This is a genomic window from Echinicola shivajiensis (assembly GCF_018642165.1).
Lineage (GTDB): Bacteria > Bacteroidota > Bacteroidia > Cytophagales > Cyclobacteriaceae > Echinicola > Echinicola shivajiensis.
The window spans coordinates 18947-34451 of sequence record NZ_JAHHZM010000024.1 but is presented as its reverse complement, the minus strand read 5'-3'; the positions used below and the strand labels follow the sequence as shown (position 1 = coordinate 34451).

General features: G+C 40.1%; 9 protein-coding genes. 3 read left to right on the top strand and 6 right to left on the bottom strand.

Features of this window, described 5'->3' with window-relative positions; all coding sequences use genetic code 11:
- The 6 genes from KMW37_RS22145 to KMW37_RS22120 all read right to left on the bottom strand — a co-directional run.
- The coding region (locus tag KMW37_RS22145; protein WP_215226825.1) for an MBG domain-containing protein at positions 1-7485 on the bottom strand (7485 nt) is incomplete at its 3' end.
- A gap of 172 nt (positions 7486-7657) precedes the next feature.
- A complete protein-coding gene (locus KMW37_RS22140; RefSeq protein WP_317195601.1) occupies positions 7658-8230 on the bottom strand; it encodes a phage tail protein in 573 nt (190 codons plus the stop codon).
- A gap of 69 nt (positions 8231-8299) precedes the next feature.
- The gene (locus tag KMW37_RS22135; protein WP_215226823.1) at positions 8300-8812 is read right to left on the bottom strand and encodes a hypothetical protein; all 513 of its coding nucleotides are present in this window, start codon (positions 8810-8812) and stop codon (positions 8300-8302) included.
- A gap of 205 nt (positions 8813-9017) precedes the next feature.
- Positions 9018-9722 carry a response regulator transcription factor gene (locus tag KMW37_RS22130; protein ID WP_215226822.1) on the bottom strand — a complete coding sequence of 235 codons (705 nt, stop codon included), beginning with the start codon at positions 9720-9722 and terminating at the stop codon, positions 9018-9020.
- Positions 9719-10486 carry a sensor histidine kinase gene (locus KMW37_RS22125; protein ID WP_215226821.1) on the bottom strand — a complete coding sequence of 256 codons (768 nt, stop codon included), beginning with the start codon at positions 10484-10486 and terminating at the stop codon, positions 9719-9721. The genes KMW37_RS22130 and KMW37_RS22125 overlap by 4 nt, the downstream gene beginning before the upstream one ends.
- A 632-nt stretch (positions 10487-11118) precedes the next feature.
- The gene (locus tag KMW37_RS22120) at positions 11119-11448 is read right to left on the bottom strand and encodes a hypothetical protein (protein ID WP_215226820.1); all 330 of its coding nucleotides are present in this window, start codon (positions 11446-11448) and stop codon (positions 11119-11121) included.
- Between the two features lie 365 nt (positions 11449-11813).
- Here KMW37_RS22120 and KMW37_RS22115 point away from each other — a divergent pair, with 365 nt between their 5' ends.
- The 3 genes from KMW37_RS22115 (at position 11814) to KMW37_RS22105 (ending at position 15427) form a co-directional block, all read left to right on the top strand.
- A complete protein-coding gene (locus KMW37_RS22115) occupies positions 11814-12689 on the top strand; it encodes an inositol oxygenase (RefSeq protein WP_215226819.1) in 876 nt (291 codons plus the stop codon).
- Positions 12690-13161: 472 nt separating this feature from the next.
- Entirely contained in the window at positions 13162-14307 is a 1146-nt protein-coding gene (locus KMW37_RS22110) for a DUF4856 domain-containing protein (RefSeq protein WP_215226818.1), read from the top strand.
- A complete protein-coding gene (locus KMW37_RS22105) occupies positions 14297-15427 on the top strand; it encodes an imelysin family protein (protein WP_215226817.1) in 1131 nt (376 codons plus the stop codon). Before KMW37_RS22110 ends, KMW37_RS22105 begins: the two co-directional genes overlap by 11 nt.
- Positions 15428-15505: the final 78 nt, after the last annotated feature.

Here is a 15505-nt window from a genome sequence, read left to right as displayed (position 1 = left end):
CCTTACCAGTACCGTTTCAGGTAGCAATATGCCATCAACGGCCACTCCCCAGTCCACGGTAACTGCAGCAGGCTCGTAGACCTCCTCGATCTTCATGCCCTGGATGGTAAGCGTGGCTGACTGGTAGTCAATATTATAATTATCCCCTGCGGACAAGCTGCCCAAATTAATATCATATACACCAATTGACTCACCTGCTGCTCTGCTTAAGCTTCCTGTCAAAGTGTTCTCATCATCACCATTGACAAAACCGGAAGCCGTATAGCCCAATACAGGATCTGCTGTACCATAGACCTTGGTCTGCTCATCGGCAATGACCGATAGGCTGGCCTGGCTTATTTCAAGGTTGCCGTCCATATAACTGATGGTATAATTAGAAGAAGTATAGCCGGAAGCAGTGATCGCATAAGTGCCTACATCCTCACCAGTTGCACGGCTGATATTCAATGTCCCGCCCAGAGCAGTGGCATCATCTCCATTCACAAAACCTGTATAGGAAACGCTCAAGGCAGGGTCAGTCTCACCATAAACCTTGCTCTGGTCAACTGCCGTTACCGCCAAGGCCGCCTGGGTAATCTCCATATTGCCATTCGTATAGCTGATGGTATAGTTCGATGAGGTATAACCCGAGGCCATAATTGCATAGGTTCCCACATCCTCTCCGGCTGCTCGGCTCACATCCAAGGTGCCGCCAAGGGCTGTTTCGTCATCTCCGTTTACAAAGCCGGTATAACTTATTGTTAAACTTGGGTCGGCTGCTCCGTAGACCTTGCTCTGGTTATCGGCCATTACTGTCAAAGCCGCCTGGGTAATCTCCATATTGCCGTCTGTATAGCTGATGGTATAGTTCGATGAAGTATAACCTGATGCGGTAATGGCATAGTTGCCCACATCTTCTCCGGCTGCTCGGCTGACATCCAATGTCCCGCCAAGGGCTGTCTCGTCATCTCCGTTTACAAAGCCTGAATAGCTTACTGTTAAACTTGGGTCGACTGTTCCGTAGACTTTTGATTGATCATCAGCCGTTACCATCAATGCTGCAGGAATGATCTCCATATTTCCATCCATATAACTGATGGTATAATTAGAAGAAGTATAGCCGGAAGCAGTGATCGCATAGGTGCCTACATCCTCACCAGTTGCACGGCTAATATCCAGTGTGCCTCCAAGGGATGTGGCATCATCACCGTTTACAAAGCCTAAATAGGAAACGGTCAAGGCCGGATCTGCTGCTCCGTAGACCTTGCTCTGGTCATCAGTCGTTACCGTCAAGGCCGCCTGGGTAATCTCCATATTGCCATCCGTATAGCTGATGGCATAATTGGATGAGGTATAACCTGATGCGGTGATCGCATAAGTGCCCACATCCTCTCCGGCTGCTCGGCTCACATCCAAGGTGCCGCCCAAGGCTATCGCATCATCTCCATTCACAAAACCTAAATAGGAAACGCTCAAGGCCGGATCTGCTGCTCCGTAGACCTTGCTCTGGTCGTCGGCCGTTACCGTCAAGGCTGCCTGGGTAATCTCTAAGCTGCCATCCGTATAGCTGATGGTATAGTTCGATGAGGTATAACCCGATGCAGTGATCACATAAGTTCCTACATCCTCTCCGGCTGCTCGGCTCACATCCAAAGTCCCGCCCAGGGCAGTGGCATCATCACTGTTTACAAAGCCGGTATAGCTAACTGTTAAACTTGGGTCTGCTGCTCCGTAGACCTTGCCCTGGTCATCAGCCGTTACTGTTAAGGCCGTCTGGGTGATCTCCATATTGCCGTCTGTATAGCTGATGGTATAGTTCGATGAAGTATAGCCTGATGAGGTAATGGCATAGTTTCCTACATCCTCTCCGCCTACTCGGCTGACATCCAAGGTGCCTCCTAAAGTCGTTTCATCATCTCCGTTTACAAAGCCTGAATAGCTTACTGTTAAACTTGGGTCGGCTGTTCCGTAGACTTTTGATTGATCATCAGCCGTTACCATCAATGCTGCAGGAGTGATCTCCATATTTCCATCCGTATAGCTAATGGTATAGTTCGATGAAGTATAACCCGATGCGGTAATGGCATAGGTACCCACATCCTCTCCGGCTGCTCGGCTTACATCCAAGCTGCCGCCCAGGGCTGTCGCATCATCTCCGTTTACAAAGCCGGAATAGCTAACTGTTAAACTTGGGTCTGCTGCTCCGTAGACCTTGCCCTGGTCATCAGCCGTTACTGTTAAGGCCGCCTGGGTGATCTCCATATTGCCGTCTGTATAGCTAATGGTATAGTTCGATGAAGTATAGCCTGATGCGGTAATGGCATAGTTTCCTACATCCTCTCCGGCTGCTCGGCTCACATCCAAACTGCCGCCCAATGCTGTCGCATCATCACCGTTTACAAAAGCTGAATAGCTTACTGTTAAACTTGGATCTGCTGAACCGTAGACTTTTGATTGATCATCTGCGGTTACCGTCAATGTTGCCGGAGTAATGTCCAGGCTTCCGTCCATATAAGTGATGGTATAGTTCGATGAAATATAACCAGATGCGGTAATGGCATAAGTTCCTACATCCTCTCCCGCTGATCTGCTCACATCCAAGTTACCGCCAAGGGCTGTTTCGTCATCTCCGTTTACAAAACCTAAATAGGAAACGGTCAAGGCTGGATCAGCTGTTCCGTAGACCTTGCTCTGGTCATCAGTCGTTACCGTCAAGGCTGCCTGTGTGATCTCCATATTGCCATCCGTATAGCTGATGGTATAGTTCGATGAGGTATAACCAGATGCGGTAATGGCATAGGTGCCCACATCTTCTCCGGCTGCTCGGCTGATATTCAATGTTCCTCCCAGGGCAGTGGCATCATCACCGTTCACAAAACCGGCATAGCTTACTGTTAAGCTTGGATCTGCTGCTCCATAGACTTTTGATTGATCATCTGCGGTTACCGTCAGGGCTGCTTTATTAACTGTCAAGCCCTGTATCACTGGATTTGCTGCATTGGTAAGCCCATCACCCGCTTGTGTTGCGGTGATTTGCGTGTTGCCTGCTTTTAGGATGGTGGCCTGGTTACCTGTAATGCTTACTATACTTGGATCATCAGCTGTATATGTAACGGTCAGGCCTTGATCGGTTTGGGCATCTCCCAAGCTAAAGGCTGCATCCCCAAAGGTTTTACCTGCAATACTAGGGAAGACAATGCGCTGATCTATCTTTACAGGGCCTTTCAAGCTGCTTTCAACAGCTGTACCAGCATCGGTGCCATCATTTGGTGTCACCTCAAAGCTGATATATTTTCCTTGGTCTGCGGCCTCTAAGGTGTATTGCTGTGCCATCGCTCCTGATATGGCCGCTTTATTTGTTCCTGCATTATCATCCGACCTGTACCATTTATAGCTGGAACCACTTTCAGGGTCACTGTCAGGGTCCGTAAAGGTATAATTCCCTGTCAATTGCTCCCCAACAGTCATTGCCCCACTGATGGAAACCGCACTGGCTGATGGAGCTTCATTCGTGTCCTTCGTACTGGTGTCGGTTACAGGACTGCCTGCATTTCCGCTTGGGTCGGTCAATGAAAAACTCAAGCTTAAAGTACCATCTCCTAAGCCCGAAACATCTATTCCTCCAAAAGTCATTGCTGCGCTGCTTACTGTCCCACTGGAAGATATTGGAGTTCCTCCTCCAGAACTTGAAATAGTATAATTATATACAGCACCTACTTCTGCTCCAGTAAAGCTAAAACTTAAAGATGTTTCATTGGTTTCATCAATAGGATCCTGATCAAAAGTGGCTGAATATCCACTAGGTGCTGTTTGGTCCAACACGGCTGAATTATCTGATACAGTACTTCCTGTATTTCCTCCTGCATCCGTAAGAGCGATATTAACAGTTAATGTACCATTAGTCAATGAACTTACATCAACACTGATACTCTGGGATAAGTTACTCACTGAAGAAGTTCCTGTAAGCGTGGCAGTATTCCCGTCACCACTACTTGAAATAGCGTAATTTACCGTTGTTCCCACCTCTGCATTGGAAATGGTAAAGGAAGTTGAGCTTGCCTCTGTGGCATTGATCATGTTATCATCCCATGAAACGGTATAACCAGTTGGTGCTCCTGCATCTTTGGTTTCAGTATCAGTGGCATCTGTACCTTGGTTACCTGCAGCATCAGTCAAGGATACCGATAGGACTATTGTACCATCATTTAAGCCAGAAAGGTCATATCCTGCCCCGCCATTATCAAAAGTTTCTGATGCTGTTGTCACTGTTTCAGTTCCTGAAACTGCTATTCCACCTCCTGAACTTGTAAAAGAATAATTCAAGGTGCTGCCCACTTCCATTCCTGTGACAGAAAATTCTATGATGGTCTCGTTGACCACATTGATCATTGTTTCACCAAGAAGGTCAATATTTACCGAATAACCAGATGGAGCAATAGTGTCCTTTGTCTCCGTATCAGTTGCTGCACTTCCTGTATTACCAGAAATATCCGTTAAGGTTACCGAAAGGGTAATGGTTCCATCACCCAAACCACTAAGATCTATCCCCGTAACCTGATCGGAAGCAGTGGCGATAATGCCTGAACCGGTCACATTGGTTCCACCTCCAGAACTGGATAAAGTATAATTATAGGTTGAACCAATTTCTGCTCCCGCAAAAGTAAAGCTAGTAGCCGATTGGTTCGAAGAATTTATTGGGCTTTGGTCAATCTGGACACTATACCCTGATGGTGCGGCAGTGTCTTTTGTCTCTGTATCGGTTGCTGCACTTCCTGTATTACCATAACCATCGGTTAAGCTTACCGATAGGGTTATTGTTCCATCATCCAAACCACTAAGATCTATCCCCGTAATTTGATCGGTTGCAGTAGCAATACTACCTGAACCTGTCACATTGGTACCACCACCAGAGCTGGATAAATTATAATTATAGCTTGCCCCAACTTCTGCTCCTGCAAATGTAAAGCTTGTGACTGTTTGATTGGAAGAACTTATTGGACTTTGATCAATCTGGACACTGTAGCCTGATGGGCCCGTAGCATCTTTGGTTTCCGTATTTGATGATGCACTTCCTGTATTACCAGAAATATCCGTTAAGGTTACCGAAAGGGTAATGGTTCCATCACCCAAACCATTAAGATCTATCCCCGTAACCTGATCGGAAGCAGTGGCGATAATGCCTGAACCGGTCACATTGGTACCGCCTCCGGAACTGGAGAAAGTATAATTATATGTGCATCCTACTTCTGCCGTTGCAAATGTAAAACTGACTGAAGATTGGTTTCCATTATTAATAGGGCTTAGATCAATACTAACGGTATATCCTGATGGTGCAGTGGTATCCTTTGTTTCAGTATCGGCTGCAGCACTACCTGCATTACCAAAGGTATCGGTTAAGGTTACCGATAAAGTAACAGTTCCGTCACCAAGTCCGCTCAAATCAATTCCGGTTATTTGATCCGTGGCGGTGGCAATGGTCCCGGTACCGGTCACATTTGTCCCGCCTCCAGAACTTGAGAAAGTATAATTATAAGTTGTGTTTACTTCTGCTCCTGCAAAGGTGAAACTGGCTGCTGACTGATTGGAAGTAGTTATCCCACTTTGATCTATACCAACAGTATAGCCTGATGGTGCAGTAGTATCTTTTGTCTCCGTATCCGTTGCTGCACTTCCTGTACTTCCAAAAGTATCTGTCAAGGTTACCGAAAGGGTGATGGTCCCATCTCCCAAACCACTTAGATCAATACCATTTATTTGATCAGTGGCAGAGAGTATTGTACCCGAACCAGTCACATTTGTCCCCCCTCCCGAACTGGAGATGCTATAGTTATAGGTAGCACCAATTTCTGCACCAACAAAGGTAAAACTTACAGCAGACTCATTGACAGTATTGATTCCAGTCTGATCGATATCTACAGTATATCCCGAAGGTGGTGTGGCATCTTCATCCTGAATGGTCAAAGTGACTTGCTGTGTTCCATCTTCGATCGCATTGGTCGGCGTCATCATATCAATGATCACCGTCTCATCCCCTTCTTCTATACCATCAAATAATGAGGTCAGTGCCACACTTCCCATAACTTGTCCTGCAGATATTGTTATCGTAGTACCCGTCATGGAATAATCTGCACCTCCCCCAGTGGCCGTACCTGAAAAGCTTAGAGGGATGGTAACTGTGACGCCAGCAAATGCATCTATTTTCCCCTGAATATAAGCTTTTCCACCACTTTCATCCGTGATAGGATTATCAACCACCTCTATTGTCGCATTAGGCGCAGTATCATCATCGGTGATGGTATAGGTCACCTGCTGGGTACCATTTTCAGTGCCACTATTCACCGAGCTAATATCTATGATTACCGTTTCATTTCCTTCATATAGCGCATCTGGAACATTGGTTAGGTTAATATTTCCAGTAGTACTTCCTGCTGGAACTATAATTGAAGTAGCAGAAAGTCCATAATCGACACCAGAACCGGTTGCTGTACCACTAAAAGCCAATCCAACGTTAACATTACTTCCATAGGTATTGGATAATGTTGCTGTTATAGTTGAGGCTGTAGTTACACTTTCTGTTTTAGATGTAGGGAGCACACTTAAGCTCACGGTAGGAACGGGATTGACATTCAATGTAGCCACATAGTTTCCAGAACTATTCACTGTCCCATCATTCACCTCAAACTGAAATGAAGTGTTGGTGCTGCCATTTTGGATATACTGTAAATTCCCTGCATCCAAATCGGCTTTGCTGATTTGGTCGTTCACGCTCACTGCTTCTAAACCATCATAAACATCATCATTATCCGCATCCAGATAAAGGGTTCCAGCAGCAGGTAAGGTTTCTATGACTAGATGACTGAGTAGATCTCCATCGCTATCACTGTATCCGAAATCCGAAGTTGAAAAAGTATAGGTTAAATTCTCATAAGGGCCGCTAGCAGCGGTAAAGCTTGAGGCAGTTGGAGCTGAATTTCCGGCTGGAACACTCCATGTAAAATCGTCCAGATTAACTTGATAAAAATCCGTGGCTGTGAATTGAACTTCATCAACAACAAGTCCAAAATTATAAATCCCATTTACTCCATTTGCCACAGTTTGTGAAGTGCCTACGGAAGAACCTGAAAGGTAACCTTGAATCGTAACCGTAGTGCCACCATCATTTCTTAGAAATAAGCTGGTTAATTCAAAGGATCCGCCATCATTTCTTGAAATCGTAACCTTTTCGGTTGTGGTAGTAATAGGCGTAGATGATAGAAAATCAAGAGAAGCAGAATTAGATGACCCATAAACAGGAATATGTGCAAAATCGCCTCCATCACCTTGTGTGGTAAATACAAAATCAAATTGTACGCCACCAATAATATGACTTACTGTAGAAACTCCATCTGGTGTAGTGTAGTCAAAAGTTTCTGTGTAAGTCTGTCCTCTAAGCTGAAAAACTGAGAACATCCCTACTACCAATAATAGTAAGGTTTTATATAGATTGTTTCGGTAAATATATTTCATAGTTTCTTTTTTCTATCCAATGGGATACGGAAGGGATACTAAAAGGCTTCCGAAATAGGATTTGCGATAAAAGCAGTTGCAGAAAAAAATGATATAACTTTAAACAGCTTAAGGTAGGAGCATAATATTGCCCCTACCTATAACCAATAATTAAATCAGTTTTATTAAGATATTAGTTTCTGGGTGGAAAAATGCCCTGAACGCATATGATAAAATTAATTCCCAGGTAAGGCTGCATATTATTGACAGGCTGACTCCCTCCATTATTTGCAATAGTCACATTAGCTGATCCACCATTACCGGTGTTCAAAGTTACGGACGGTGCACCGCTATTATAAATACCCACTCCACGTCCTCCATTGGTGCTTGCTGCAAGGGTTGTGGCACCATTGGTTCCTGGTGTTTCTTCTGTTCCTTCCTCATTGGAAACCAAGATATCAGCCTTAAAATCATTGACTACTGCTGCATGGTTATGCGAAGGCATGTTCATAATATTCATGGTATTTGTTTCAGAACCACTTTTTTCCCCTTCCCTTCTTGGGGTCAATCCAGGTCCGTTTCCTGGTCCTAGTGGAACCCTTCCACGCAAATCAGGTAAGGCAAAAGTAGTTCTACCATCACCACCATAGATGGTGCCGATAAGTGAAAATAAAGCTGAATATTGGGATATAGGCAATAAGCGTCCATCACAATACATCCATCCTCTTGGTTCAAAATTACCTGCGAACATTTTCACAGTTGCCATGTACTCATCCATTTTTTCGTTATTTTGTTGGTTAAAAATTAGTTATAAAAGAAATGTTGATTCGTTTATTTAGACGATGTTTTTTTGTTCGATTAAAAACTGTAATTCTCCTTCCATTTTTTTAATAATGGAACTATGTGTTTCATGCAATTCCTTTAATGCGCAAGCCGTTTCCTCGCAATATGGATTTTCTATCCTTTTTTTTTCGAGATCGCCTTTTTGATGATCCAATTTAAAAACCCTTACTCTTAACCCATCCAATCTTTGCAGGGAAGCTTGCACTGATTCTCTTTGAAAAAACATTGGATATTTCTTAAGTTCCTCCAAAAATGAAAACCAAGATATACTGTGTGCACAACTCAAACTAACATCCCTTAAGTTTTTGTGACAAAAACCTGGTCTACTAAAACATGGAACAGAACCTGCAGATTGATCAAAAACCTTTATCATAGATTCATGCTTCAATCCATAGTTGTGCACTTTAAAACCAAGTAATTCCATAAATCTGAAATAATCACCTAAAAATAGTAAACAAACTGCACTAAAATGATATATGTATAATATTTTTTTGATATTGAACAACTTACAATTGTATTCTTCATACTTGCATTAAATTCTTCTATGGAATAAAATTCAAATTTTGCATAAAATAAGTTAATAGAACAGCGTAAAACTCCCTGTTTAAAAAATCAAGTATAAATACTTGTATAAATAAATTTCCAAAAGAGCGTTACTGACATATGAGCCCCAAAACAATTAGGCCCTAATGGAATAAATAATCCGAGGTTTACTCTTTAACATCCAAGGAGTCCACCAAATCAGATAGCTCGATAATCCCATATTGAAGGCCATAAATTATTAAACCTACAACATTTTTGGAATTGGTCTTTCCTAGAAGATTATTTCTGTGCCCTTCTACTGTTCTTTCACTCAGGAATAGTTTTTCGGCGATTTCCTGGGTCCTATATTGTTTGCAGAGTAATAAAAGAATTTCTTTTTCTCTTTTAGTTATAAATTTAGCATCAAAGATCGAAACACTGTTTTTTCTATTTCTATCTTGAAAATCAATATTTATGACCTCAAGGACCTCTTTACTGTAATAAAAACCCTTCATATAGACCTCTTTAAGGGTTTCCAGCATTTCTTCAGGATTACAGGTCTTTGTAATAAAACCAGATGCACCCACATTTAACATATTAGTAATAAAAGACCTTCCTTTATGGGTAGTCAAAGCCACTACCTTTAAATTCGGGTATTGTTTAGTAATTATTTTTGTTGTTTCAATCCCATTCAATTCTGGCATTTTTAAATCCATCAGCACCAAATCAGGAAAAACATCTTCTTCGGCAGTTTTCAATTCTTGAATCAACTCTAGCCCATTACCCACATCAAAAACGACCTTGTAGTGGCCTGTGCTTTCAAGCATTTTTCTAAGAGCACTTCTAAAAAGTGTCTCATCATCAGCCAATACTATTTTTATCATTTTGCTCATGCCAGTTGCTTTTTAATGGTAATTCTAAATCCCTCTCCCAGCTTACTATGCAAATTCATCTGGCCATCCATCATTTCTACCCTGTTACGGATATTTAACATCCCAATGCCAGCTGAACTAGTTTTAATATTCATTCCCTTCCCATCATCATAATAAGTAAAAATCAATTGGTCGTCCATTGTCTCGATCAATATGCCAACATTCAGCGCATTAGCATGCTTCATGGTATTGTTCAATAACTCCTGGAAAATCCTAAATAGAATTAGGCGGGTTTCTTTATCCAATTTAGATTCATCCAAACTAAACTTCAAATCCACCTTTGGCACAGTGTCTTGTACTAAATCATGGATCAGTTCTTCTAATCCTGCCTGTAGTCCGAACTTTTCTACAATCAAAGGTGAATATGCATGAGATATTTCACGGGTCCTGTCAACTACTTTTTCAGACAAGTCTATAAGCTCCTCTCCTAACTTCCCATATTGACCAGCGGAAAAAAGCTGATGCAAGCTTAATTTTAATGTGGTCAACTTTGAACCTATATCATCATGTAGTGCATCTGAAACCCTTCTACGTTCTTCTTCCTGCGATCGAATTACAGTATGTAAAAGTTCAGTCTGGTGTTTAAGTTTAAGCTCTGCATTAAGCATTTTCTCATTGAGAACTTTCTTTCGCATATATTCTATGGAAACAATAATGATTATGGTTAAGACCATTACCATTATCAAGGCCATTAGGATATAATTTGTCAGCTCTTGATTTTCCATATTTCCATTGCATAAAACAGTTGGTAGAAAAGATGCAAAATGATATTAACTATAAGAATGGGTAATTGTCCCCCTAAGCCTAAATCCCCTAATTTGTCTCCAAGCAAAAATATAATTGAACTACCTCCTGAATAAATCAACATCGCATAATTCAAATATCTATAATACATGGGCAAATCATTTAGTATGCTATAAACTAAATAATAAATTGAGAACAGCACGAAGCTGATATTTAATATAAAATAGGAATAGCCACCAAATACATTAGAAAGGTTGCCCCAATTGCGATAATAATCAGTCAATATCACTAGGACTGAAAAAAGCATTAAAGCTTTCGCTAAATACTTAACCTTATTCTCAGGTAGGATTAGCCAATAAAACAGATTATATCCTATCAACTGTATGCCCAACATCAAGTGAAAGAACAATAAATTGTTAATAGACAACTTGGCCAAAACCAAAGACAATAATTGAATGATGTATAAAAGGCTAAAAGTAATCGTAAAAACTTTGGTTGGAAACTTACAAATTAGGTAAAACCTCCAACCAAAGATTACCATTACGGTATAAAAAAGGAGATGAAAATAAGTTAACCAATTATATAAATACATTTCCTTTTCTTGCAGGAAGAATTAAATGCTCAATAATCCACTGGGATCAAATGAGCCACACATAGGTGGACAAGGTTGGGTAAAATCATAAATGAACTGACCTTTGGCCTCATCAATCATATCATTCCCATTTTCATCTACACCCACTATTAATAATTTTTCCATGTCCTCATCATCTATGCCCAAATAGGTCCTTACATTTTTAACGCCAGGTTCGGCCATTACTTCTTGTAGATCTATCAGTGGGATTAAAAAACCATTTACTGGAGTTTTTTTGTTGTAATCCTTCTCCATTTTTTTCCACTTTTTCATCCATTTTTTAGCAGTTTCTTTAGGAACAGTATTTTTCATTTGAATTTGATTTAATTAAAAAACTAAATTTTAAAAATATCACTTGGATTTTCTAAAGATACTGCAAACTAGGTTTAAAAATAGGATTATCAAAACCAGAAATGAGAAATATAAAAAATCTAATTCTACCTTTCATTAACATTTTTGTCTAATTAACTAACAGAATCAAACATAATACTATCAAAAGGAAAATATTGGCGAAATAACTTTTTGCCAAATACCAACGGATTTTATCAAATAATTTTTACATTTGACTATTCATAATAGTTTATATCCCCAATCTCAATTTATCGGCTAGAAGTGGCTCTATTTTTTTCAGTACCATTTCATTATAAAATTGATGTGAAATTATATTGTAACCTATTGTGAAAAATAACTATTCAAAAAAAGAAGTTTCCCCTCTTCAAAGCATTGAAGATTGGGAAAAGGATTTGATAGCAAGATACCCAGATCCTAACGAAGACAAATCCAAAGAAGAATATCGTAATTACGAAGACGGAACACGACAAGAAACTGTTAGGGAGTTTTATCGTCTAAACCATCAATATCAGACCCTTGATTTCGTAAAGGAGAAGGAAGAAGAATTCTTGAAATTTGATAAAAAGGAAATGGGATTCTGGGAAGCAGTGGATTTTTTAAATACACTGGTAGATGATTCTGATCCAGATACCGACTTGGACCAACTTCAGCATTTATTGCAGACATCAGAAGCAATCAGAGCTGATGGTCATCCCGATTGGTTTGTACTAACAGGGTTTATCCATGATTTTGGAAAGGTCCTTTGCCTATTTGGGGAACCTCAATGGGCTGTTGTAGGAGATACATTTCCTGTTGGCTGTGCTCATTCAGACAAAATTGTCTTTCCTGAATTCTTTGAAGCAAATCCAGACAGTAAAAATCAAGACTTAAACACCAAATATGGTATTTATAGTCCAAACTGTGGTCTTGACAATGTGAAAATGTCTTGGGGGCATGATGAATACTTATACCAAATGGTCAAAGATTATCTTCCAGAGGAAGCCTTATATATGGTAAGATACCATTCATTTTACGCTCAGCATAAAGAAAATGCGTATGACCATTTGATGAATGATCATGATAGAAAAATGTTTGAATGGGTGGATAAATTCAACCCTTATGATCTATACTCTAAGGTTCCAGTGCCGCCAGATGCAAAAAAATTAAGGCCATATTACGAAGATTTAGTAGCCAAATATCTGCCTACCACATTAAAGTTTTAAACCCCAATTTAATTCCCTGTAACATTTAAATACCCTGTTACAGGGAATTTTATTTTTTATGATCATCCGTTTTTACACTAGTAGCTTTATTTCTCACTGATTCCATGGATTTCCACTTATCTACCTGGCGGAAGACAGGTTTAATTAATTATTTCTGTGAAATATGTGTCATTTATGAGAGAATGTTTTGAAGGGTAATACTTAGTGGTGGAATAGCAGATATACAGATTATTTTTTTATTTATGGGCCTGACTTTATTTTTTGGATACTGCATATAGTTAAAAACATTCCTGTAAGAATTAGCTAGCCTAGTCAAGTAACTATTAATAGCGCTACATTTCATCTATCTGTAACAACAATTCTCATCTTTATTTAAAATTAATCTAATTAATTATTGACAATTAGAATCCATTAAATATCTTTGCATCGTAATTAAAATCAGTCTAAATAAAAGGAGATAAAAAATTTACCAATGAAAATTAACCATCTACCCATTTTAGGTTTAGCGGCCTTAATTTTTTCTTGCACGAACGATGACACCAACCCAGTTCCTCAAATAGAAGTACCAACTTCTTATACCTTCGAAAGAGATGGTCAGTCCACTGTTAGCTTCCAAGGGCAAACAGACCGTCTAAATATGTTGACAGAGTTAAAAAATTATGTGGTTTCTGGTGATCAAGGAGAGGTCTTATCATCTCAAAAGCTGTTGGATATGTATGCCAATGCTAATTCACCATTTGAAAGCACTGATTTAAATGCTTCTACCAAACAATTAGAGAACAAAACCAATCCTGCAGAAGTAGATTTCATAAAGTCAATCTTGAACGATGCTGCTGAGGTAAGTGCGGATGTTGCCAACAATGGCACTCAAGCAACTGAGGGGATAGCTGGTCAGATCGAAAGAGGAACTTCTGGTAAGTTTATTAATGTAAATGAAAAGGGATGGGAATTCAAAGAGTTCACAGAGAAAAACGTAATGGCTTCTGTCTTCTATCACCAAATTTTCAATGTATACCTTTCGCAAGAAAAAATCGGTGAAAGTGTCGATAATGTGAACCTTGTAGAGGGTAAAAACTATACAGAATTGGAACATCACTGGGACGAGGCATTTGGTTACTGGGGTGTACCTGTAGACTTCCCTAATGGTGATCCTATTCTAGATGTCGATCACAAGCGTTTTTGGGCAAATTATACCAACAGTGTAGATGAAATATTGGGTGTAAACGAAAAGTTAATGACCGCCTATATTACTGGTAGGGCTGCAATTGTTGCCAACAACCATACTGTAAAAAATGCACAAATTGAGATCATTATTGATCAGCATGAGTTGGTAGCTGCTGCTAAAGCTGTGCATTATTTGAAGTCATCTCAAAACTCTTTAAGCACTGGAGACATGGGAAGCTTGTTCCACACCCTATCTGAAGGATATGGATTTTTCAAAGCGATCTCTTTAAGTCCAAATGCTAAACTTAGCCAATCAGAAATCAATGAAATTTTGAACGTTGATCTAGGCGAAAATGGAGACTTCTGGACTGTTACGATGTCCGGCTTACAAAATGCAATTGATAAATTAACCACAGCATATCCAGTATTAAAAGCTGTAGAAGATGAAATATAAACAATCAATATCAAAGTACTTATTGATCATGGTAACAGGCATAATTTGTCTGTTACCTTCTTGCGTTAAAGACACTGAAGAAAAAAAGGAAGAAGTGGACCGAAAGCCACTACTGACCAGTCTTGCAGACAATGTCATTTTACCGGGATACACTGAATTCCATACCGCTACTTTTGCATTGGATCAAGGGGTTGATGTATTTATTGACAGCCCTGATGAGGCAAACCTTTCAGAACTGAGAGAGAGATTTGTGAATGCCTATAAGATATGGCAAAAGGTAGCCTTTCTTGACTTTGGACCAGCATTCACTTATACGCTTAGAGCGAATTTGAACACCTTCCCTACTGATAACTTTTCTATTGATAATGCCATATCCTCTGGGACGATCGAATTGGATAAGATCAGTGCGCAAAATAAAAAAGGCTTTCCAGCAATGGACTACTTGTTATATGGCATAGGAGAAAGTTCCTCAGACATAATAGAGCAATACACTACAGGTGAAAATGCTGAAAACCGTAAAGCTTACTTAAAAGCCATTTCAGCAGATATTCTTAATAAAACAGACCAAGTATATAATGGCTGGTTGCCTGCTGAAGGCAATTATAGAGATACTTTTATCAGTAAGGATGGTACTGATGTTGGTTCTTCTATTGGCCAAATGGTTAATTCCCTAACACAATATTTTGAGGTATTTACCAGAGATGCAAAGATTGGAATTCCGCTTGGAAAAAGATCTCAAGGTGTACAAATACCAAGGAATGCTGAAGCTTATTACTCTGAAAATTCTATTGATTTGGCTGCTGATAACTTAACTGGTATAATTGGTTTTTACCAAGGTGAGTATGGGGCTAATTCAGGAGAAGGCCTTTACGATTACTTGAAGAGCTTAAAAACGCAATACAATGGCCAGCTATTGGCTGATGCCATTTTGAGTCAATTGCAAACAGCAAAATCCAAGGTCTCTGCTCTCCCACCACCTCTTACAGAGACTGTAATGAGCAATCCTCAGCCTGTTGAAGATGCTTATGACGAGCTTCAAAAATCAGTAGTGATGCTTAAGGTAGACATGGCCTCTGCTTTGGGCGTTTTGATTTCCTATCAAGATAATGATGGTGACTAATTGATTTCAAGAATTAAAAATATCGTCAATCAACCTACAAGCATAGCACCCTTAATTTTATTTAGGGTGCTGTTTGGC

What these genes read in the sequence shown, in the direction of transcription:
- KMW37_RS22120 (WP_215226820.1), bottom strand. Translation starts at nt 11,448, where the DNA reads ATGAAAAATACTGTTCCTAAAGAAACTGCTAAAAAATGGATGAAAAAG.
- KMW37_RS22110 (WP_215226818.1), top strand. Translation starts at nt 13,162, where the DNA reads ATGAAAATTAACCATCTACCCATTTTAGGTTTAGCGGCCTTAATTTTT.
- KMW37_RS22140 (WP_317195601.1), bottom strand. Translation starts at nt 8,230, where the DNA reads ATGGCAACTGTGAAAATGTTCGCAGGTAATTTTGAACCAAGAGGATGG.
- KMW37_RS22105 (WP_215226817.1), top strand. Translation starts at nt 14,297, where the DNA reads ATGAAATATAAACAATCAATATCAAAGTACTTATTGATCATGGTAACA.
- KMW37_RS22125 (WP_215226821.1), bottom strand. Translation starts at nt 10,486, where the DNA reads ATGGAAAATCAAGAGCTGACAAATTATATCCTAATGGCCTTGATAATG.
- KMW37_RS22130 (WP_215226822.1), bottom strand. Translation starts at nt 9,722, where the DNA reads ATGAGCAAAATGATAAAAATAGTATTGGCTGATGATGAGACACTTTTT.